The organism is Catenuloplanes sp. NPDC051500 (genome assembly GCF_044454585.1).
In the GTDB taxonomy this organism is placed as follows: Bacteria; Actinomycetota; Actinomycetes; order Mycobacteriales; family Micromonosporaceae; genus Catenuloplanes.
The window spans coordinates 249,160-270,172 of sequence record NZ_JBITDX010000001.1; the positions used below are offsets into that span (position 1 = coordinate 249,160).

15 protein-coding genes are annotated in these 21,013 nt (G+C 72.0%); 6 read left to right on the plus strand and 9 right to left on the minus strand.

The window, feature by feature from the left end; genetic code table 11:
- Positions 1-165: 165 nt before the first annotated feature.
- Genes ACIA8K_RS01045 through ACIA8K_RS01055 form a run of 3 tightly spaced genes read right to left on the minus strand, consistent with a single transcriptional unit; the run spans position 166 to position 4,255 of the window.
- A complete protein-coding gene (locus ACIA8K_RS01045; protein ID WP_396053580.1) occupies positions 166-1,737 on the minus strand; it encodes a long-chain fatty acid--CoA ligase in 1,572 nt (523 codons plus the stop codon).
- Positions 1,725-2,984, minus strand: a complete 1,260-nt coding sequence (locus ACIA8K_RS01050) for a serine hydrolase domain-containing protein (protein WP_396053582.1) — start codon at positions 2,982-2,984, stop codon at positions 1,725-1,727. Before ACIA8K_RS01050 ends, ACIA8K_RS01045 begins: the two co-directional genes overlap by 13 nt.
- Positions 2,981-4,255, minus strand: coding sequence for an MFS transporter (locus ACIA8K_RS01055; RefSeq protein ID WP_396053584.1), 1,275 nt, complete (start codon positions 4,253-4,255; stop codon positions 2,981-2,983). The genes ACIA8K_RS01050 and ACIA8K_RS01055 overlap by 4 nt, the downstream gene beginning before the upstream one ends.
- Before the next feature lie 182 nt (positions 4,256-4,437).
- On the opposite strand from ACIA8K_RS01055, the gene ACIA8K_RS01060 reads away from it, so the two are divergent.
- Positions 4,438-6,192, plus strand: coding sequence for a helix-turn-helix domain-containing protein (locus ACIA8K_RS01060; protein WP_396053586.1), 1,755 nt, complete (start codon positions 4,438-4,440; stop codon positions 6,190-6,192).
- On the opposite strand, the gene ACIA8K_RS01065 is transcribed toward ACIA8K_RS01060, so the two are convergent.
- Positions 6,095-7,225 (minus strand): ATP-binding protein, encoded by a 1,131-nt coding sequence (locus ACIA8K_RS01065; RefSeq protein WP_396053588.1) that lies wholly within the window; start codon positions 7,223-7,225, stop codon positions 6,095-6,097. The two genes, ACIA8K_RS01060 and ACIA8K_RS01065, sit on opposite strands and share 98 nt — an antisense overlap.
- Before the next feature lie 183 nt (positions 7,226-7,408).
- Here ACIA8K_RS01065 and ACIA8K_RS01070 point away from each other — a divergent pair, with 183 nt between their 5' ends.
- The 4 genes from ACIA8K_RS01070 (at position 7,409) to ACIA8K_RS01085 (ending at position 13,341) form a co-directional block, all read left to right on the plus strand.
- A complete protein-coding gene (locus ACIA8K_RS01070) occupies positions 7,409-8,215 on the plus strand; it encodes a hypothetical protein (protein WP_396053590.1) in 807 nt (268 codons plus the stop codon).
- A gap of 77 nt (positions 8,216-8,292) precedes the next feature.
- Positions 8,293-10,989, plus strand: a complete 2,697-nt coding sequence (locus tag ACIA8K_RS01075; RefSeq protein WP_396053592.1) for an AAA domain-containing protein — start codon at positions 8,293-8,295, stop codon at positions 10,987-10,989.
- Positions 10,990-11,068: 79 nt separating this feature from the next.
- Entirely contained in the window at positions 11,069-12,247 is a 1,179-nt protein-coding gene (locus tag ACIA8K_RS01080) for a homogentisate 1,2-dioxygenase (protein ID WP_396053594.1), read from the plus strand.
- Positions 12,244-13,341 carry a fumarylacetoacetate hydrolase family protein gene (locus tag ACIA8K_RS01085; protein WP_396053596.1) on the plus strand — a complete coding sequence of 366 codons (1,098 nt, stop codon included), beginning with the start codon at positions 12,244-12,246 and terminating at the stop codon, positions 13,339-13,341. The genes ACIA8K_RS01080 and ACIA8K_RS01085 overlap by 4 nt, the downstream gene beginning before the upstream one ends.
- Here ACIA8K_RS01085 and ACIA8K_RS01090 read toward each other — a convergent pair.
- From ACIA8K_RS01090 to ACIA8K_RS01110, 5 genes are all read right to left on the minus strand, one after another.
- On the minus strand, positions 13,317-13,973 hold the full coding sequence (locus tag ACIA8K_RS01090) for a hypothetical protein (protein ID WP_396053598.1): 657 nt from the start codon (positions 13,971-13,973) through the stop codon (positions 13,317-13,319). The two genes, ACIA8K_RS01085 and ACIA8K_RS01090, sit on opposite strands and share 25 nt — an antisense overlap.
- On the minus strand, positions 13,970-15,322 hold the full coding sequence (locus ACIA8K_RS01095) for an ATP-binding cassette domain-containing protein (RefSeq protein ID WP_396053600.1): 1,353 nt from the start codon (positions 15,320-15,322) through the stop codon (positions 13,970-13,972). Before ACIA8K_RS01095 ends, ACIA8K_RS01090 begins: the two co-directional genes overlap by 4 nt.
- A gap of 107 nt (positions 15,323-15,429) precedes the next feature.
- Positions 15,430-16,986: a DUF6297 family protein gene (locus tag ACIA8K_RS01100; protein WP_396053602.1), complete on the minus strand. Its 1,557-nt coding sequence runs from the start codon at positions 16,984-16,986 to the stop codon at positions 15,430-15,432.
- The gene (locus ACIA8K_RS01105) at positions 16,983-17,600 is read right to left on the minus strand and encodes an ATP-binding cassette domain-containing protein (protein WP_396053604.1); all 618 of its coding nucleotides are present in this window, start codon (positions 17,598-17,600) and stop codon (positions 16,983-16,985) included. Before ACIA8K_RS01105 ends, ACIA8K_RS01100 begins: the two co-directional genes overlap by 4 nt.
- Before the next feature lie 1,486 nt (positions 17,601-19,086).
- Positions 19,087-20,301, minus strand: a complete 1,215-nt coding sequence (locus ACIA8K_RS01110; RefSeq protein ID WP_396054454.1) for an EAL and HDOD domain-containing protein — start codon at positions 20,299-20,301, stop codon at positions 19,087-19,089.
- 75 nt (positions 20,302-20,376) lie between these two features.
- Between ACIA8K_RS01110 and ACIA8K_RS01115 the strand changes: the two genes are divergently transcribed.
- Positions 20,377-21,006: a maleylpyruvate isomerase N-terminal domain-containing protein gene (locus tag ACIA8K_RS01115; protein WP_396053606.1), complete on the plus strand. Its 630-nt coding sequence runs from the start codon at positions 20,377-20,379 to the stop codon at positions 21,004-21,006.
- Positions 21,007-21,013 lie beyond the last annotated feature (7 nt).

Below are 21,013 nucleotides of genomic sequence, written 5' to 3' on the forward strand. Positions count from 1 at the left end.
CGGTCACGCAAAAGACACCTCACTCATCGCGACAGGCGGCGGACAAGCAGTCAGAAGACGGTGTCCACGTCGCGCGGGACGATCTCGTCAGAGCACGTTCCACCGGGGCGGCGACGGCGGTGGCCACCCGCAGTCTGCCCCGCCCGGCGCAACGACGCATGTCGATCACAGGCCGACCATGCCGCGCAGCGAGACCTTGGAGAACTTGCCTGTCGCGGTCTTCGGGATCTCGTCCAGGACGACGATCCGCCCCGGGATCCACCAGGACGCGACCCGGCCGGCCAGATGCGCGCGCAGGTCCCGCTCGTCGATCTCCGCGCCGGGCACCGGCACCACGCAGGCAAGCGGGCGCTCGCCCCAGCGCTCGTCGGCGACCGCGATGACGGCGGCCTCGTACACCGCGGGATGGGCCATGATCTCGTTCTCCAGCTGGACCGAGGAGATCCACTCGCCGCCGGACTTCACCAGGTCCTTCGTCCGGTCGAGGATCTCCAGGTAGCCGTACCTGTCGATCGCACCCACGTCACCCGTGCGCAGCCAGCCGTCCGCGGTGAATGAGGCAGGCGACCCTTCGGCGCCGTAGTAGGCGGCGGCCACCGTGGGCCCGTACGCCTGGAGTTCGCCCTCGTCGCCGGCGATCCTGATCTCGGTCAGCGGCAGCGGCGGCCCGGGGCGGCGGAGCACCTCCCGGCGGGCGTCCGCGTCCAGGCCGTCGTGCACCGTCGCCAGCCGCGCACAGGTCACCACCGGACTGGTCTCGGTCATCCCCCACGCGTTGGTGAGCGGCAGCCCGGCGCCGTCCTGCCACGCCTTGGACAGCGCGCCGGGCACCGCGCCGCCGCCCGAGACGACCATCCGCAGGCTGCTCAGATCCGCGGCGCCGAGCAGTGGTTGCAGCCCGCGCCAGACCGTGGCGACGGCGCCGGAGAACGTCACCCGGTGCCGCTCCAGCTGGTCGATCAGCTCCGCCGGGGCCGTCGCCGGGCCGGGCAGCACCAGGTCGGAGCCGGCGAGCATCGCCGCGTACGGCAGCCCCCAGGCGTTGACGTGGAACATCGGCACGATCGGCATCACCACGTCCCGCTCGCTGATCGCGAAGGTGTCCGCCCCGAGCAGCATCAGCGCGTGCAGCACGATCGACCTGTGGCTGTAGAGCACACCCTTCGGCCGGCCGGTGGTGCCCGAGGTGTAGCAGAGGCTTGCCGCGTCGTTCTCGTCCACCACGGCCGGGCGGGCCGGCTCCCGTACCCGGGAGAGCAGGTCCTCGTAGTCCGCGATCCGCGGGTCGTCCGGCAGATCGGCCCGGCCGCCGTCGTCCATCACCACGATCCGGCGGACCGTGGCCAGCCGTTCGACGATCGGCCAGACCCGCGGCAGCAGCGAGCGGTCGACGAACAGCACGTCGTCGGCCGCGTCACGGATGATGTGGGTGATCTCCTCCGCGAAGAGCCGGTGGTTGAGCGTGTGCAGCACCCGCCCGCTCGCGGGCACGGCCAGGTAGAGCTCCACGTGCCGCTGCGAGTTCCAGCCGAACGTGCCGACCCTGCCCTGATCAGGCACCCCGAGCGTGTCGAGCACCGCGGCCAGCCGCCGCGCGCGGGCGGCCACCTCGGCCCAGGTAGCGACCACCTCGCCGGTCGCGGTCGCGGTGATCACCCGTTTGTGCCCGAAGAGCCGCTCGACCCGGCGCATCAGGCCGGCCACGTCAAGCGGGGACTGCTGCATCAGACCGCGCATCGCTTCTCCTCGCCGGCGCCGCCCACGAGCGCCGAGTAGACACATTGGCTCAGCTCCCGGCGCAGCGGATAGGTGCTCGACGGGGTGAGCTGGCTGAAGAACAACGCGGTCACCCGGTCCACCGGGTCGACCCAGAAACTCGTGCTCGCGATGCCGCCCCAGTGGTACTCGCCGGCGTTGTGCGACAGGCGGCCCGGGACCGGGTCCTGGACGACCGCAAAGCCCAGGCCGAAACCCACGCCGTCGAACGTCGTCTCCGCGAAGCCGCCTGTCGACAACGCGCCCAGGTCCCGGCCGCCGGGCAGGTGGTTGCGGGTCATCAGCCGTACCGTGCGCGGGCCGAGGATCCGGCGGCCGTCCAGCTCACCCTCATTGAGCAGCATCTGGGTGAACCTGTGGTAGTCGCGGGCCGTGCAGATCAGCCCGTGCCCGCCGGCGCGCATGGTGGGCGGGCGCAGCGCCGCCTCGCCCGCACGCCGGTCCGGGACCGCCTGCCCGGTCATGGGATCCGCTGTGTACAGCGTCGCGAGCCGGTCCGCCTCCGCGTCCCGCACCCAGCGCCGGACGCCTGTCATGTCAAGCGGCGCGAAGATCCGCTCCTGGAACACGGTGTCGAGCTCCTGGCCGGACACCACCTCGACGAGGCGCGCAAGCACGTCGGTGGCGACCGAGTAGCCCCAGGCGGCGCCCGGCTGGAAGAGCAGCGGCAGCTCGGCGTACCTGTCGCAGGCGGTGGCGAGATCGAGCAGCCCGGCGTCGAGGCCGGGGAAGGTCTCCCGGTAGAGCCGGTCCACCACCGACGTGTGCAGGAAGCCGTACGTCAGCCCGGCCGTGTGGGTCAGCAGGTGCCAGATCCGGATCGGCTCCACCGCGGGCACGGTGTACGGCGCGAGCGCGGAACCCCTGTCGTAGACCCGCACGTCGCCGAAGGCGGGCAGCCACCGGCTGATCTCGTCGGTGAGCGCGAACCGGCCCTCCTCCCACAGCGTCATCGCGGCGACGGACGTGATCGGCTTCGTCATCGAGTAGATCCGCCAGAGCGTGTCCGGCTCGACCGGCGCGCCCGTCTCCAGGTTCCGGGCACCGTAGACGCCGCTGTACGCGATCCGGCCGTTCCGGGTGACCACGATCTGCCAGCCGGGCAGCAGCTTGTCGTCGACGTACCGCCGGAAGTGCCTGTCGATCGTGCGCAGCCGGTCCGGCGCGAAACCGAGGTCCCCCGGCTCGGCCTCCACCTCCACAGTCACGGTTCTGACCGCACAGACGGCCGCGTGGCGGTGGACTCGCGCCGGACCGCAAGCGCCAGCACGCCCACGACCGCGACGCCGGCGCACGACACCGCGACGATCGTGTAGTACGGCGCGAACAGGCTGCCGGTGGCCTGCTCGATCCGGCCGTACACGTACGGGCCGACGAACGCGCCGGTGATGCCGACTGTGTTGATGAACGCCAGGCCCGCGGCCGCGATCACGCCTGACATCCTCGACATGGCCACCGACCAGAACAGCGGCAGCGCACCGAACCCGAAGAAGCCGGACAGGAAGATCAGGACGACCCGGCCGACCGCGTCCGTGGTCACCAGGAAGCCTGTCATCAGCACGAGCGTGCCGACCGCGCAGACGCCGATCAGCAGCACCTCGTGCCCGTACCGGCGCTTGAGCCACGGGAAGACGAGCACGCCGGCCAGCGCGGAGATGCCACCGCTGCCGGCCACCAACCCGATCAGGAACGGGCTCCGCAGACCCAGCGCCTGGAGTACGGCCGGGAAGTTGAACCCCACGCCGGACATGACCACCTGGTTGACGAAGTAGACCGCGGCGAGCGCAAGGATCACCGGGCGCCCGAACGCGAGCCGGAGATGGCCGCGCACCCGGGTCACCGCGGGAGCCCCGGCGCCCACGGCCCGTTCGGACAGCGCGGCCGCCTCCGCCGGGGTGAGCCACCCGGCATCGTCCGGGCGGTTGGGCAGCGCGAACCAGACCAGGGCGCCGACCAGGACTGTGGCGAGCCCTTCGATCAGGAACATCCACTGCCAGCCCTGCAGCCCGCCGGCGCCGTCCAGCTCCATCAGCGCGCCGCCGATGGGGGCGCCGATCACCGTCGCGATGCACGGCGCGGTGTAGATCAGGCCCACCATGGTCACCCGGTGCTCCTGCGAGAACCAGAGCGTGACCATGTACATCAGCGCCGGGAACAGGCCCGCCTCGGCCGCGCCGAGCAGGAGCCGCAGCAGGTAGAACGACGCCTCGTTCTGCACGAACATCATGGCCGCGGAGACCGCACCCCAGGTGACCGCGATGCGGGTGATCCAGATCCGCGGCCCGATCCGGTACAGGACCAGGTTGCTGGGCACCTCAAGCAGCGCGTAGCTGACGAAGAACAGCCCGGCGCCGAGGCCGTACGCGGCGGCGCCGAGGCCGATGTCCGCCTCGAGCGCGGTCTTCGCAAGCGACACGTTCGTCCGGTCCACGTAGGACATGAAGTACGCGATGCCGATGACCGGCAGCAGCCGCGTCATCGCCTTCCTCGTCGCCAGTGCGTGCAGAGCTTCCGCCGCGACAACCATCCGGCCCTCCCGTAACTGTGGCGCCTGTCACATAGGGGAACTCTATGTTCACGGGGACGCAACAGTGAGGGATCGTCCTTACACTGTCGGCGTCGTGATGGTGCAGAGATCCTCCACCCCGTGAGGAAGAGCCGATGGCACACCTTCGGACGTCAAGCCCGGACCTCGCGTCTTACCGCGTGCGGCGGGAACGGGAACTCAGCTCGCTGTACGCGACCGCCCGATCGCTTACCGCCCTCGGCGAGCTCGACGCGGTACTCGACTCGATCGTCCGGGCCGCGCACGAGCTGATCGGCACCGACTTCACGTACCTCTCGCTCCTCGGCCCGGACGGCGAACTGACGCTTACCGCCTCGCAGGGCACGATCTCCGCGTCGTTCAACGAGGCGCGGGTGCCGGCCGGCACCGGCGTCGGCGGCCGGGTCATCGCCACCGGCGCACCCGCCTGGGTGAGCAACTACCTGAAGACGCGGGACGTCCCGCACGACCGGACCTTCGACGACCTGGTCACCCCGGAGGGCATGGTCGCGCTGCTCGGCGTGCCGCTCCTGGTCGGGGTACGGGTGATCGGCGTGCTGTTCGCCGCCGACCGTACCGAGCGGCCGTTCGAGAACGACGAGGTGGCGCTGCTCAGCGCGTTCGCCGACCACGCGGCGATCGCGCTCAACAACGCCCGGCTCTACGACGAGAGCCGCTCCGCGCTCCGGCAGCTCCAGGCCGCCTACCGCACCATCGAACGCGCCGAGGCCGTCCACGAGTCGCTCGCCACAGTCGTGCTCACCGGCGGCGGCGCCGACGAGATCGCCCGGCTCCTGGTCGACCATCTGAAGGGCGCGGTCACCGTCTTCGACAGGGCCGGCACTGCCATCGCCCGGTGCGCGCCGGATCCCGCGCCGGCGCAGCCCGCCTCGCTCGACGCGGTGACGCGGGCCCGCCGGTCCGGGCGGTGGGCGACAACTGTCGACGACACCGGCCGCTGGCACAGCGCGGCCGCCGTCCAGGCCGGCGACACCCATCTGGGTGCGCTGCTGCTGACCCGGGCCGAGGAGCCCACGCCCGTCGACGTCCGCACGCTTGAACGCGCCGCCCAGATCATGGGCCTGCTCATCCTGAAGGAGACCGCCGTCGCCGAGGCGGAGGAGCGGGTCAGCGGCGAACTCCTCACCGAACTGCTGGTCACCGCGCCACCGGTACGGCCGGCCCAGCGCGCCCGCGCACACGCCCGGGGCATCGACGTCGAGGCGCTGAACGTCATAGTCGTCGCACGGTCCGAGACGGCCTACGCCTCCGAGATCAGCCGCCGGCTCCACGCGCTCTCCGCCGGCTGGCACGGCCTCGCGGGCGAGCATCTGGGCCGGGCCACGCTGCTCGCCGTGACGCCCGATCCCGCCCGGCTCGCCGACGCGGTGCACCGCCGACTGCGCCGCGAGCTGGGGTCACCGGTCCGGGTCGTCGCGGAACGGGTTACTGACGGCGCGTGGGGGCGGGCATTCGACATCGCCGCCAGCTGCTGCGACCTGATGCGCCACCTGGGCGTGACGGACCAGGGGTCGACGACCGAGCCGTACGCCATGTTCGCGCTGCTGTTCGACACCGAGCGGGCGGACGGCCTGGACCGCTTCCTCACCGACTCGCTCGGCCCGCTGCTCGACTACGACACGCGGAGATCGACCCGGCTGGTGGCCACGCTCGCGGCGTACTTCACGCACGGCGGCAACCTCACCCGGACCGCCGCCGCCCTCCACGTGCACCTGAACACGCTGCTCAAGCGGCTCGACCGGGTCGGGAGCCTCATCGGGGACGGCTGGCGCGCCCCGGACCGGGCGCTGCGCCTCCAGGTGGCCCTGCGCCTGCACGACCTGCGCACCCGGACCGCCGGGCAGACCTGAGACACCGGTCAGGCCGCCATCGCATGCCGCAGGCGGTCGCGGCCAGCCGGGCGTCGGCCTCCTCGGCGAACGCCACGTAGTACGCGGCGTGCCGCCCGGCCACGTCCGCCGCCCGGGGCAACCCGTCCGCGTACTGCCTGACCACCTCAAGCAGCCGGTAGCGCTCCGAGTCGCCGTCCGTGCCCGCCTGGACCAGCGACTTGTCGGCCAGCCGGGCGAGCAGCGACAACGCGTCCGGCCCGGCGACGGCCTCGGCCGCGTCGAGGGTGAACCCGCCGCGGAAGACCGCGAGCCGGGCGAAGAGGTCCCGCTCCGGGCCGGGCAGCAGGTCGTAGCTCCAGTCGAGCGCGGCGCGCAGCGTGGCATGCCGGGCGGGCACGTCCCGGTCCGCGGTGACGAGCAGGCCGAACACGTCGTCCAGGCGGTCCAGGATGCGCTGCGGCGGCAGCATCCGGACCCGGGCGGCGGCGAGCTCGAGCGCGAGCGGCATGCCGTCCAGCCGGCGGCAGAGCCGCACTACCGCGTCCGCGTTGGCGGCGTCGACCGTGAACGCGGGGGCGACCCGGCGCGCGCGGTCCGTGAACAGCTGCACCGACTCGTCGCCCGGGAGCCCTTCGACCCACAGGACGTGCTCGCCCGCGACCGCGAGCGGCTCCCGCGAGGTGGTCAGCACGCGCAGCCCCGGGCAGCCGCGCAGCAGTTCGCCGGCCAGCTCGGCGCAGGCCTCGATCAGGTGCTCGCAGTTGTCGAGCACCAGCAGCACGGCGCGCCGGCCGAGCCGATCCACAAGCGCGCCCTCCGGGAGGCCCAGCGCGTCCGCGACCGCGGGCGCGACCGACGCCGGATTGTCCAGCTCGGCAAGCGCCACCCAGACCACGTCCGGGTCGTCGCACACCTCGCGGGCCAGGCGCGTCTTGCCGCTGCCACCCGGCCCGACGAGGCTGAGCAGCCGCGACTCGCCGAGCAGGCGACGGATCTCGGTGACGTCGCGGCGGCGGCCGATGAATCGGGTGAGGAACGGGGCAGTCGTCATCTCCCGACCAGGATTCGACGACCGGCGTCGATGGTCAAGCCGATTGTCGGCTCCGCGATGACCGGTATTTTCTGCACTTCCCCCCACATCACCCCGCGGCTCCCCCCGCACCCGGAAGCCACTGTGGTGACGTCCTTCCGGCGCCCGACATCCGGGCCCGGCGCACCTCAGAAGGGAATCCAGATGCTTCGCAGTGGGATCCGCAGGCGCCTCGTCGCCGTCGCGATCACGGCGGGCGCCGTCTCGGCGGCCCTGCTCCCCACCGGGCCGGCGTCCGCCGCACCGGCCTCGTTCACCAAGATCCAGGGCGCGGCGTCGAACGCGGCAGGACTGCAGCAGACCGTCGACCTGTACCGGACGCTGCTCGGCGAGCCGAACAACGGCAGTCTGGTCGGCACCCAGCCGGCCGGCCGCCGCGAGATCAACTGGGACGGCACCCCGGACGCGCAGTCCTCGCCGAACCAGCTGCCGCGCGACTTCTTCAACACCACAGTGCCGCGCGGCGCCGTGTTCTCCGGCGCGCCGAGCTTCCAGGTCAGCGCGGACAGCTCCAACCCGACCTCGACGCCGGTCCGGTTCGGCAATCTGAACTCGACGTACCCGTCGCAGTTCGGGACGTTCAGCCCGGAGCGGCTCTTCACGCCGATCGAGACCAACCGGACCACGATCCAGTTCTTCGTCCCCGGTACGACCACGCGGGCGGCCGTCAAGGGCTTCGGCGCGGTGTTCACTGACGTGGACAAGGCGTCGACCAGCAAGATCGAGATCTACGACCGGTGGGGCGCACTGCTCTGGTCCGACTGGGTGCCGGCCGGCCCCACCTCGGCGAAGAGCCTGTCGTTCCTCGGCGTGAAGACGGACGCGGACATCTACGAGGTCCGGATCATCACAGGTAACGCCGCGCTCAACGCGTGGACCAACGACACGGCGAGCACTGACGTGGTCGTCCTGGACGACCTCCTCTACGGCGAGCCGAAGGCGATCGCCTGACCACGCACGATGGGGGGAGCCGGTGGCCGGGGCACACGCCCCGGCCACCGGCCGTGCTGGCATTACAGTTGCCCGCGATGGACCCCCGGAAGATCCTCGCCGCGCTCGCCGACCTCGCACCCGCCCGCTCCGATCTGATCTTGGACGTGGCAAGGGCAGGCCAGCCGTTCGCGTGGCTCGACGACCCGGACCGGGCGCCGCGCGGGCGGGTCGGCGACCGGTTCGCCGGCCTGGACGCGCTGCACCGGGAGGAGCGCGTGCTGCGGCGCGGCTGGGGCTGGGTGCTCGGCAGCACGGAGATCGGCGGGGTGCAGCGGCGGGTACGCCAGCCGCTGGTGTCGCAGCCGGTCCGGATCGAACGCGGCCTGCGCGCCCGCCTGCTCCCGGCCGGAGACATGGAGATCACGCCGCTGGTGGCGGACCGGGCGCTGGCGACCCGCTTCGAGGAGGCGTCCGGGCTCGGCGCCGCCGGGTGGCTGACCGCCCCCGGCACGAAGGCGTGGATCTCATCGCTGGCCTGGGCCGCGGACCTGCCGGTGCGTGACGTGCTGGCCCCGCCGGTGAAGAAGGCGCCCGCCGGGCACCTGGTCGCGTACGCCGCGGCCGCGCTCTACATCGCCCGTGACGTGGCCTCGACCGGCCCCCGGGACACGCTGCTGACCTGGGCGAACCAGTCCGGCCTGGAGCAGACCGCGCTTGCCGCCGTCTACACCGGCGCGGCCGCGGAGCAGCCGGACGACCCGCACGTCACGTCCCCGCTTCCGCTGAACGCCGCACAGCGGGAGGTGGTCGCACGCACCCGCCGGGAACGGGTGGTCGTGGTCTCCGGCCCGCCCGGCAGCGGCAAGTCCCACGCGGTGGTTGCGGCCGCGCTCGACACCGTGGACCGCGGCGGCTCCGTGCTGATCGCCACCCAGTCACGGCACGCGGCGGACGTGCTGGGCGGCCTGCTTGAGCGCTATCCCGGCCCGGTGCCGGTGCTGTTCGGCGACGCCGAGCGGCGCGACGAGATCGCCACCACGCTCACCTCCGGCCTCGGCGAGGGCGTCTCCCGCCGGCAGCTGGCCGACGACGCGCAGGCGGCGCGCGCGGCGGTGGAGGCGGTCCGCGCGATCGAGCGCCGGATCACCGCGGCGCTGGAGAAGGAGGCGCTGGCTGAGGAGCTGGAGGACTGGCTCCCGCTGCTGTCGTCGCTGCGCGCGGACGTACCCGCTGCCTTCGCCCCTGATTTTGATCTCGACGAGGCCCGGCGGCTGCGCGACGCCGCGACCCGGGACGCGGACGGCCTGTGGCATCGGTGGAAGCGGTCGCGGGCCGAGCGCCACCTGCACCGACGCCTCCAGGCAGGTACCCACACACCGCCGGCCGGGGATCGCGTCGACCGGGCGTTGCGGGCCGCCGCGAGCCTTCGCGCCTCAAGTGAGCTGGCCTCGACCGGCGGCACCGACCTCGCCGCGGACTGGGCCGCCCTGATCCGCGCGGACGACGAGGTCGCGGCCGCCACCGGCACGCTGATGCGGCACCGGGCCACAAGCGCGGAACGCTGGGACGCCGCCGCCCGCCGCAGCGCCGCCGCGCTCGCCGCTGCGCTGCGGGCCGGCCGGAACCGGCGCCGCGAGTCACTTGCCGCGCTCGATGCCCCCGCGCTTGTCCGCGCGCTTCCGCTCTGGGTCGGCACGGTGACTGACGCGGAGGAGCTGCTGCCCGCCGTGCCAGGCCTGTTCGACCTGGTCATCCTGGACGAGGCCGCGCACATCGACCAGATCCGCGCCGCGCCGGTGCTGGCCCGCGCCCGCCGCGCGCTCGTGGTCGGCGATCCGCGCCAGCTGCGTTTCGTCTCCTTCGTCGGTGACGCCGACGTGGCCGTCACGCTCGGCAAACACCGGCTCAGCGAGTACGCGGACCGCCTGGACATCCGCCGGATCAGCGCCTTCGACCTGGCAGCCGGCTCCGCCGCGGTGACGCTTCTCGACGAGCACTACCGCTCGGTGCCGCACCTGATCGAGTTCTCCGCCCGCCGCTTCTACGACGACCGGATCGCGCTTGTCACCCGCCACCCCCGCACCGAGGACACGGACGCGGTCGAGCTCCGCCGCGTCACCCCGGAGACCGAGATCGACGCCGTGCTCGCCGAGATCCGCGGGCTTCCCGCCGGCACGACCGGGATCGGCGTCATCACCCCGTTCCGCCCGCACGCGGACGCGCTCGAGGCCGCGCTCCTGTCCGCGTTCACGGTCCCGGAGATCGAGGCGATGAACCTGCGCGTCGGCACCGTCCACGCGTTCCAGGGCGCCGAGGCGGACGTGGTGATCGCCTCCCTCGCCCTCTCCGACACCGACCCGCCGGCCCGCCACCGCTTCGCCACCGACCCGAACCTGTTCAACGTGCTGATCACGCGCGCCCGCCACCGCCTGATCGTGGTCACCGCGCTCGGCAGGCCCACCGGACTGCTCGGCGACTTCCTCACCTACGCCGACTCCCCGCCCCGGCCCGCGCACGCGCCTCCGGACGCCGCCAAGGGCTGGCCCGCCCACCTCGGCCGCGAACTTGCCGAATCCGGCATCCCGGTCCGCGCGGACTACCCCGTCGGCCGCTGGACCGTCGACCTGTGCGCCGCCGACACCGGCCTCATCTGCCGCGTCCACCCGCTCGGCCCGGAAGCCCACATCGAACGCCAGCGCACCCTGCTCCGCGCCGGCTGGCACCTTCACGACGCCTTCCCCACCCGCTGGAACGCCGATGCCACCCGCGCCGCCCTGGACCTCGCCCCATAGATCGAAACCTAACGATGACTCAGTCAACAGGCGCCGAACCGTCCTAGATCTGATAGAGATAGTGCGGAGGTGGGGAACAATGGCGTTCTATCGTTCCGTCGGCGAGGTTCCGCCGAAACGGCACACGCAGCATCGACGCCCGGACGGCGGCCTCTACTACGAGGAGCTGATGGGTGAGGAGGGGTTCTCCTCCGACTCGTCGCTGCTCTACCACCGCGAGATCCCGACCGCGATCGTGGGCGCCGAGCCGTGGGACCCGCCAGGCCTCGCCACCACCGCGAACCGGCCGCTGCTCCCCCGGCACCTGAGACTGCACACGCTGTTCAAGGACGGCGAGCGCGCGGACGTGGTGACCGGACGGCGCCTGGTGCTCGGCAACGGCGACGTGCGGATCTCCTACGCGGTGGCCGACACGCCCTCGCCGCTCTACCGCAACGCGATCGGCGACGAGTGCGTCTACGTCGAGTCCGGCTCCGCGACCGTGGAGACCGTGTTCGGGGCGTTGGAGGCGACCGCGGGCGACTACGTGCTGCTGCCGCGCGCCACCACGCACCGCTGGCTGCCGCGGGGGAACGAGCCCCTGCGCGCCTACATCATCGAGGCGAACAGCCACATCGCGCCGGCCAAACGCTACCTCTCCCGGTGCGGCCAGTTCCTTGAGCACGCGCCGTTCTGCGAGCGGGACCTGCGTGGGCCGGGCGCGCCGCCGCTGGCCGAGGGCACGGAGGTGCCGGTGCTGGTCAAGCACCGCGGCACCACAGGCGTGACAGGCACCCGGTACGTCTACCCGAAGCACCCGTTCGACGTGGTCGGCTGGGACGGCTGCCTGTACCCGTACACGTTCAGCGTGCACGACTTCGAGCCGATCACCGGGCGGGTGCACCAGCCGCCGCCGGTGCACCAGGTCTTCGAGGGCGCCGGGTTCGTCATCTGCAACTTCGTACCCCGCAAGGTCGACTACCACCCGCTGGCGATCCCGGTGCCGTACTACCACTCCAACGTGGACAGCGACGAGGTCATGTTCTACTGCGGCGGGAATTACGAGGCGCGCAAGGGCTCCGGCATCGGGCAGGGCTCGATCTCGCTGCACCCGGGCGGGCACCCGCACGGGCCGCAGCCGGGCGCCTACGAACGCTCGATCGGCGTCACCGAGGTCGACGAGCTGGCCGTCATGGTCGACACGTTCCGGCCGCTCGAGCTGGGCGAGGGCGGGACCGCCGCCGAGGACCCGGCCTACCCGTGGAGCTGGGCCCGGTGACGCAGAGCCCCTCAGCATTGGGCGTCTTCAGCGTGGGTGACGGCCCGCCCCGGCTCGGCGCCCGCATCGGCGACCGGGCGGTGGACCTCACCCACCTCTTCCCGGCCTCCTCCCTCAACCCGCTGCTGGCGGCCGGGCCGGCCGTCTGGCGCGAGCTGCACGACCAGCTCACCGCCATCGACCTCGACAAACATTCACACCCTCTCTCGGGGGTACGGATGCACCGCCCGTTCGAGGTCGCCGACTACGTGGACTTCTACGCCTCGGAACACCACGCCACGAACGTCGGCCGGATCTTCCGCCCGGACGGCACGCCGCTGCACCCGAACTGGAAGCACCTGCCGATCGGATACCACGGCCGGGCCGGCACTGTCGTCGTCTCCGGCACCGAGATCCGGCGCCCGTCCGGCCCGCTCGGACCCGGCGAGTTCGGCCCCACCCGGAAGCTCGACTTCGAGGCGGAGGTCGGGTTCGTGGTCGGCGTGCCGTCGGACGGGCCGGTCCGCATCGACGACTTCGCCGACCACGTCTTCGGCGTGTGCCTGGTCAACGACTGGTCCGCCCGTGATGTGCAGCGCTGGGAGGCGACCCCGCTCGGGCCGTTCCTCGGCAAGTCCTTCGCCACGTCGGTCAGCGCGTGGGTCGTACCGCTGCATGCCCTGGACGAAGCCCGGGTACCCGCGCCGCCGCAGGATCCCCAGCCGCTCCCCTACCTGCGGGCGGCCAGGCCGTGGGCGCTGGACCTGGCCCTCCAGGTGCGGATCAACGGCCATCAGGTCTCCGCGCCCCGCTTCGCTGACATGTACTGGACCGCGGACCAGCAACTCGCCCACCTGACCGTCAACGGCGCGACGCTTCGCACCGGCGACCTGTTCGCATCGGGCACGGTCAGCGGGCCGTCCCCGGCGCAACGCGGCTCGCTTCTGGAACTGAGCTGGGACGGGCAGGAACCGCTGACTCTCCCGGACGGCAGCACCCGCACCTACCTGGAGGACGGCGACACGGTAACCATCACCGCGACCACTCCCGGCGGCCTCTCGCTCGGCGAGGTCACCGGCACGATCCGGCCTCACTCCTGGCGACGGCCCACGTAGTAGACGGTCGCGGCGGCCGCGGCCACCATCAGCAGCGAGACCGCGCCCAGGCCGGTGAGCGGCGTCAGCATCGTCTCCGGGGCACGCTCGCTCTCCAGCAGCGACAGCATCGGCGCGATCGGCGGGACCGCCTGGAAGACCACCATCACGCCCACCGCGCCGAGCGCGACAAGCACCGCGACACCTGTGTGCCGGATCAGCAGCCGCGAGCAGAGCAGACCCACCGCGATCCCTGCGAAACCGCTTGTCAGCTGCGCGATCACGCCGACCGTCAGGCCGGGCCCGGTGATCGGGTGCTGGCCGGCGTAGAGCGGGTAGATCAGCCCGATCAGCGTCAGCAGCACGGCGATCAGCGCGGCGGCAAGCACGTTCCCGGCCAGCACACGGGTCTCACCACCTGCCGCGGCCGCGGTCATCGCGCGCTGGGTGCGGTCCTCCGTGTTGATCAGCGCGACGGTCAGCCAGGTCATCGCGATGAACAGCAGGAGCGCGCATGCGGAGTACGCCTCGGCGAGCGGGCCGGCGCCGCCTGTGGTGAACACGCCGACGCCGGCGAAGAACACCACGATCGGGGCGATGTACGCCTGACTGCGGACAAGCATCGACAGCGAGTAGCGGACCAGCGCGATCATCGGGCCTCCTCGGCGACGGGCTTCCGGTCGTCGCCGTCCGTGTCCTTGACGATCGTCAGGTTGGGGCGGGGCCGGGGGCGAGGGGACGGTTTCGACGCGGGCGGCGTACCCACGGGAGGTTGATCGTCCTGGGTGTCCGCTGCCTGCCAGGCGTCGCCGATGCGGGCCTGGTGCGAGCGGCCGTCGCCGGGATCGTCGTCGCGGGTGGGAGCGGGGCCGGGGCCGGACTGGTCGCCAGCGGGGTCGGCTCGCTCGTCGCGGGCCGCACGCTCGTCCCGGGCCGCACGCTCGTCCCGGGCCGCACGCTCCTCCCGGCCCGCCGACTTCTCACGGCGCGCTCGATCCTCACGGGAATCGCGGGTGTCGCGGCCCGCACCCTCGTCGCGGGAATCGCGCTCGTCGGGACCCGCACCGTCGTCCCGGTTCGCGGGCGCCTCGCGCTCATCCGCGTCGTCCCGGCCGTCGTCCGGCGCGTCGAGCGCGTCGGTCTCCTCCGCATCGCGCGGGCCGCGGACCGGCACCGGCGCGGACCGGCGCACCGACTGCACCGCCCATCCGTTCCCAAGCGCCTGGAACATCAGCTCGTCCGCGTAGGTCGCCACGACCTCGAGCCGCACCACCGCGTTCTCCCGCTGCACCTCAAGCACGCCGGGCAGGCGCCGCCACTCCGGCTCGGGGGCGTCAAGCGACGCGTCGACCAGCTCAAGGAACGCCAGCGCCTCGCCGGACGGCGCGGTGGACAGCCGCCCGCCCGAGATCCGGTAGATCACGGACGCGCTTGCGGACACGACCGCCTCACGGTGGTCGGTGAACACCACCGCGCCGCCCTCGCGCGCGGTCTCGTCGATCAGCTCGGCGAGCACGTCGTGCGCGGCCGCGTCCAGCCCGGACCACGGCTCGTCAAGCACCAGCAGCTGCGGCGGGACCATCAGCGCCTGCGCGACCGCCACCTTCTGCGCGTTGCCCTTGGAGAGCCGGCGCAGCTCCGCGTTCGCACCGCCGACCAGGGCAAACCGGGTGAGCAGCTCGTCCGCGCGGGCCAGGGCGGCGGGCGTGCTCAGCCCTCGGATCCGGCCGATGTGCGTCAGGTACGACCGCGCGGAGATGCGGGCCTGGGTGGGGAAGCGCTCCGGCACGTACCCGATGATCCTGGGTTGCGCGATCACCCGGCCGGACGTGACAGGCGAGAGACCTGCGACGATGCGCAGCAACGTGGACTTGCCGGAACCGTTGCCGCCGACCACGCCGACGATCTCACCCGGATATATCACCAGGTCGATATCGTCCAACACGGTGCGTGACCGGTTGTACCGCTTACCGACGCCGCGCAGCTCGACGAGGCCAGCCATGACACCTCCACAGTCGCAGGCATCCGCCCTTCGCCCCGGCCAGCATACAAACCGGCACGCCCGCGCGGGGGGCGCTGTCACCCGCGAGGAACACTCACCCACAGTGATCAGCTGGTGGCGATCAGGTCCACGATGATCAGCAGCGCGACCACGTCCCAGCCCCGCCACAGCTGTCGCAGCAGGTCGATCGGGATCAAACCGAACGGCGTCTCCACCACCGGCCCGTCGTAGACAAGGGCCGGCCTGGTACCCGACCGGTAGACCGCACCGACCACGCCGAGCAGCAACACCACGTGCAGCCACGATTGCCGCACACCGGCAACCGGCTCGGTGACCAGGAAGAACAGCACCGCTGCCACGGCCGGCAGCGCCAGGTGGGCGATCTTCAGCGCGGTGTCGTCGCCACCGAGCGCACGACGCAACCCCGGCGAACGGGTGATCGCCCGCAGCCCGCCGGCCAGCCGGTCACCGGCCAGGAACGCGGTGATCACGTGCGCCGGGCCGGACAATCCGGGCACCGCGAGCGCGATCGCGTACTGCACGAGCACCAGCGCGGCCCATCCGAGCAGCGCCCCGCGCCGCCGTACCGCCCGCCGCAACTCCGCCTGCACAAGCGGCCACCAGAGCGGGCCCGGCCGGAACGGGCGACTTCGCACGCTTCCGACCGCACGCCAGCGCCGCGACTCAAGCAGATCCGCGATCAACGTCGGGTCAAGCATTACGGTCGCGGCCGCCGCACTGCTCGCGAACTGCGCGCCAGTGCTCATGACAGCCTTGTCCACCAGGCGCAACGCCCGCACCGCGAACACGACCACCACCAAGGCCACGATCAACACCAGCGTGGGTACGGCGAGCGGAACGCCGACCTCCGGGCGGGCCATGGTGGCGTCCGCGAAGTGAAGCGTCACGACCGCGGCAGCTGTCAGCGCACCCGCAACGAGCAGCAACCGGCCGGGGAGGTCCGCGGCCCAGCGCGCCCGCCGGACGCCCTGCGCGGCCACGGCACCGGCACCGGCAAGCAGGCCGATCGCCGCACCGAGAAGCATCAGGTCGAGAATCCCGACGCCGGCACTGTGCGCGGTCTGCCAGAGGCTGTCTCCGGCGCCTTGGCCGCTGCCGCCTCCGGTGCCTTGACCGATGCCGCCGCCGGTGCTCTGACTGCTGCCGCCTCCGATGCCTTGGCCGCTGCCGTCTCCGGCGCCCTGGCCGCTGCTGCCGCCGGTGCCCTGGCCGCTGCCGGCCGCGCCCGAGAGCACGCCGAGGGCGAGGCCCAGGACTGCCACGAGCGTGGTCGAGCCGGCCAGGAGGCCGGTGAAGCGGGGCAGCAGAAGGACGCGGCGGTCGATCGGCGTACTCGCCACCCAGGTCTGCAGCGCCGGGCCGACGAAGATCGGGCCCAGCGCGCGCAGCCCGGCCCAGCCGAAACCGGCCGCGGTCAGGACGGCCGCGATCACCAGCCAGCGCTGCTCAGCCGGGTCACCGCCGCCGGCCAGCGGAGACCGCAGGAAGCCACGGCTCGCGTCCAGGAACGCCCAGCCGTAGAGGGCAGCCAGCAGCGCGAACAGGTAGAGGTCGGTCAGGAAGTCGCCGAACGACTTCGAATGGTGGCGCCGCCGCAGGCCCCGCAGCCGGGCCCGGACCGCCCGGACGCGGACCGTGCTCACGCGCCGATCTCGATCCGGACGTCCGTGACCGCGTCGATCAACTCCGCGTCGTGCGAGGCCATCAGCACTGCCACACCTGACGCCTTCTCCCGCAGCAGGCGGTCGGCCAGCCACGCCCGGCCGCGGGCGTCCAGCCGCTGCTCCGGCTCGTCAAGGATCAGCAGGCGACGGGGACGCACGAAGCAGGAGGCCAGCGCGAGCCGCCGGCGCTGCCCACTGGAGAGCGTCGCGGGCAACTGATCACGGGCGCGGTCCAGGCCGAGCTCGGTCAGCACCTCGCCGACCGGCTCCCCGCCACCGCCGTGCGCCATGGCCAGCAGATCGAGGTGCTCCACGACGGAGAGGTCGGGGAAGAAGTCGATATCGTCCAGGGCTGCGGCAAGAATCGATCGCGTCCAGGGATCGGCCTCGTCCAGGCGCTTGCCCCCCGAGGTGATCTCGCCGTCGTCCGGCCGTTCCGCGCCGACGACACAGCGCAGCAGCGTCGTCTTGCCCGACCCGTTCGGCCCCATCACGACGCCCACCTGGCCCGCCTCCACCGCGAAGGTGACGTCGTCCAGCACCACCAACTCACCGAAGCTGCGCCGCAGCCCGCGTACGTTCAGCGCCTCCATGGGCAGCACTCTCCCAGATCACCAGGAGGCAGGTGCCCCCGCCCGTGGGACACGTGAATCGCCGCCCGTGGGACACGTGAATCGCCGCCCGTGGGACACGTGAATCGCCGCCCGTGGGACACGCGAATCGCCGGCGCTCCGGGGCGCGGTCGTGGGGGCCTCCAACTCCGTCGTCGTTGCCACGGATCTCTCGTGCCGCCATCTCCGGCGAAGCGATCCCAGCCGCCAAGCCCTCACGCGTCTCTCGCTCCCCACCCCTCACCCCCTCACCCCTCGTCTCGTCACCCCTCGCCTCCTCGTCTCCTCGTCTCGTCTCCTCACCCCTCGTCTCCTCGGCCTCCCGGCCTCACCTTCTCGGCCCCTCACATCCCTCACCTCCCTCAGCTCCCGACCTCCCCACCTCCCGACCTCCCGACCTCCCGACCTCCCGACCTCCCGACCTCCCCACCTCCAGAGCTCGGGCGCTGCGCGCTCGAAATTTCATGTTTTAGCGGTCTAGGTGGTGTTGGCGGCGGTTTTGCCTCCGGCGGCACTCCGGGGGGAGCACTCCGACTCCGGGGGCGGAACGCGCTTTCAGCTGCGCTGGCAGAGCCTGTCTGTGGTCAGGTTTCGCGCGACCTGTCTGCCCCGTCTGCCATCGACCCGGGCAGAGCCGAGCAGATCATCGGGCAGGGCCGCCAGCTTTTGTCTCATGGGTGGCGGCTGGGCGGGCCGTTACGAGTCTGCTGGTCACGATGGGTGGGCCGGGTTCCGGTTCGCGGGTGGGCGCTTCGTTGCTCGCGTTCGGCGGTGTTGGTTCCGGTCCGTTCGTGGCGGCCCTGCCGATGATCTGCTCCCCGTTGGGCGGGTCGACGGCAGACGGGGCAGCCAGGCGGTCACTTTTGTGTGCTCCGCACCGCGGGGGCGGGTCGAGGACCATTTGACGCGGCGCGGGTGAGGGCGGGATCCGCATCGTGAAGCCTTGTCCGGGTATCGCCGGGTATGGGCGCATATGTGCTCCGCCCGCAAGGAGCGTGCCGGAAATATCGCTTGATGACGGTCAATGCAGAGCGTGAGTGTGAGTCGATCAAGACGGAATGTACATGGGAGTGGTTATGAGTGAGTCATAACCACTCCCATGTACATTCCGTCTTGATCGGCAGCACATTGCCGTGGAGTGGCGGGATCCCTGAAGGTGCGAAAGCCACAAAGCGACAGGCCGCGGCCGGCATTTCTCTGATCAGCGCATACGCGGAGTGATGTGGGATGGTCAGCTCGGCAGGAATGCGACGCCGGCGGCCCGTGCAGCAAATCCGCAGCGGTCATTCGCGGCGACGCGGGCCCTGGCCGGCACGTCCAGAATCGCGATGCTCGCGGGGGCGCGGCTTGGCGCTACGGGATGGTTGCCGCGACGGTGCGTTGCGGCAAGGGCCTTTGACGTGAAAATGCGGGAAAGAGCACCCGGCAACTGAGGGAAAGCCAGCGAGCCCGAGTCTGAGGGCTGGGGTCAGGCGGGGAGGCGGGTGGCGGTGACCATGCGGACGGACCAGCGCCAGCCGTCGACGTAGGCGCGGACGAGGTCGGTGTTGTGGGCGGCGGGGGCTACTGAGGCGAGGTCGCCGCGGGAGAAGGCGTCGACGGTGCGGAGGATGTCGCCCAGGGGGCCGGCGCCTTGGGTGAGGGCGGAGGCGACGTCGTCGGCGAGGGGGAGGCGGTCGGCGAGCATGCCGGGGGTGAGGCCGAGGACTTCGGCTACGCCGCTGATCAGGCCGGCGGTGAAGGCGGCGTCGGGGGAGGCGTTCATGCTGGTGGCCAGGCTTTCGCAGAAGCGGGCGCGGAGCAGGGCGGTGGTGAGTTGTTCGTCTGACGTCTCGACGGCGTCGCCGAGGGCCATGATCATGGCCCATTGGCGGATCTGGGAGAGGCCGAGGAGGACGACGGCCTGGCGGACCGAGGAGACGCGGTGCGAGGCGCCGGACGCGACGGAGTTGCTTGCGCGCAGGACCCGGAGGGCCAGGGCGGGGTCGCTGACGATGATGGTGAGGATGCGGTCCATGTCGGCGGCGCCGATTGCGGGCACGAGTTGGAGCCGGTGCAGGCGGGACGGGGAGAGGCTGGTGGCGCTCATCACGCGGGGGCGGCTGAGCGCGTAGCCCTGGCGCAGTTCGAAGCCGTAGGCGTCCGCAAGCGCGACGTGTTCCTGGGTCTCCAGGCGTTCGGCGACGATCTGCATGCCGGGGTAGGCGCGGCTGACCTCGACGACCTCGGCGAAACGCTCCAGGTCCAGGTCCAGCATGTCGAGCTTGAGGTAGGACGCGAGCGGGAGCAGGCGTTCGTGGCCGGAGCCGTGGACGTAGTCGTCGAGTGCGATCTTGAAGCCGGCCTCGACAAGCGCGGTCACGCCGGCGACCACCTCGTCGTCCGGGTCGACGGTCTCCAGGATCTCCAGGACCACGTTCTCCGGGCCGAACGGGAGCGGGACCTTGCCGACGATGAACTCGCGGGTGAGGTTGATGAAGCACAGGCGGTCGCCGGCCACCTCCTCGATGCCGAACTCGGTGAAGACGTTGATCATGACTTGGCTGGTGGCGTACGCGTCCCGGAACGATGCGTCGACCGCCTCCATGCTGCCGCGGAACAGCAGCTCGTACGCGACGACCACGCCGCGCGCATCGAAGATCGGCTGACGGCCGACGTGGACGCGCTGGGTGATCGACGGCATAGGGTTCACGCGCCGAGGATCGGCCCGGCCGGGGTGCTCCTGAGAAAGACCGGGAGTGAGGCATATTACGTACCCATGCAGGCCTCTTATCTTTTCGCCGCGGCTGCGGTCGCGGACCTACTTGCGGATGAGCGGATCGCGGCCGTCTGGCACCGGCCGAGCGCGCTTGAGCGGATGACTGTCGGCGGGCTGGCCGGCCATCTCGCCCGCGCCGTGACCTCGGTGCCGGCGGTGCTGCGGGCGCCGGAGCCGGACGCCGCGCCGGTCTCGCTCGTCGCGCACTACACCCAGTCTGCCTGGGTGGGCGCGGATCTGGACGCGCCTGTCAACTCCGGCATCCGGACCATCGCGGACGACGAGGCCGCGGAAGGCCCGGCCGCGCTTGCCGAGCGGACCCGGCAGGCGCTTGCGGAGCTGACCGCGCATCTGCCCGGCGAGCGCGCGGGCCGCCCGGTGCTGCTCCCCTGGGCCGGCTGGCCGCTGACGGTCGAGGACTTCCTGGCCACCCGGGTGGTGGAGATCTCGGTCCATCTCGACGACCTCGCGGTCAGTGCCGGCCTGCCCACGCCGGAGCTGCCCCGGGACGTGCTGGACCCGGTGCTCACGCTGCTGCACGAGCTTGCGGTGCGCCGGCACGGGCCGCTCGCGGTGCTGCGCGCGCTGAGTCGTGCGGAGCGCGCCCCGGCCTCGATCGCCGCGTTCTAGGCTCGCC

Bases quoted from the DNA above. Each gene is read 5' to 3' on its own strand.
- ACIA8K_RS01045 (WP_396053580.1), bottom strand. From the start codon at position 1,737: ATGCGCGGTCTGATGCAGCAGTCCCCGCTTGACGTGGCCGGCCTGATG.
- ACIA8K_RS01055 (WP_396053584.1), bottom strand. From the start codon at position 4,255: ATGACGCGGCTGCTGCCGGTCATCGGCATCGCGTACTTCATGTCCTAC.
- ACIA8K_RS01060 (WP_396053586.1), top strand. From the start codon at position 4,438: ATGGCACACCTTCGGACGTCAAGCCCGGACCTCGCGTCTTACCGCGTG.
- ACIA8K_RS01065 (WP_396053588.1), bottom strand. From the start codon at position 7,225: ATGACGACTGCCCCGTTCCTCACCCGATTCATCGGCCGCCGCCGCGAC.
- ACIA8K_RS01070 (WP_396053590.1), top strand. From the start codon at position 7,409: ATGCTTCGCAGTGGGATCCGCAGGCGCCTCGTCGCCGTCGCGATCACG.
- ACIA8K_RS01075 (WP_396053592.1), top strand. From the start codon at position 8,293: ATGGACCCCCGGAAGATCCTCGCCGCGCTCGCCGACCTCGCACCCGCC.
- ACIA8K_RS01080 (WP_396053594.1), top strand. From the start codon at position 11,069: ATGGCGTTCTATCGTTCCGTCGGCGAGGTTCCGCCGAAACGGCACACG.
- ACIA8K_RS01090 (WP_396053598.1), bottom strand. From the start codon at position 13,973: ATGATCGCGCTGGTCCGCTACTCGCTGTCGATGCTTGTCCGCAGTCAG.
- ACIA8K_RS01095 (WP_396053600.1), bottom strand. From the start codon at position 15,322: ATGGCTGGCCTCGTCGAGCTGCGCGGCGTCGGTAAGCGGTACAACCGG.
- ACIA8K_RS01105 (WP_396053604.1), bottom strand. From the start codon at position 17,600: ATGGAGGCGCTGAACGTACGCGGGCTGCGGCGCAGCTTCGGTGAGTTG.
- ACIA8K_RS01110 (WP_396054454.1), bottom strand. From the start codon at position 20,301: ATGCCGTCGATCACCCAGCGCGTCCACGTCGGCCGTCAGCCGATCTTC.
- ACIA8K_RS01115 (WP_396053606.1), top strand. From the start codon at position 20,377: ATGCAGGCCTCTTATCTTTTCGCCGCGGCTGCGGTCGCGGACCTACTT.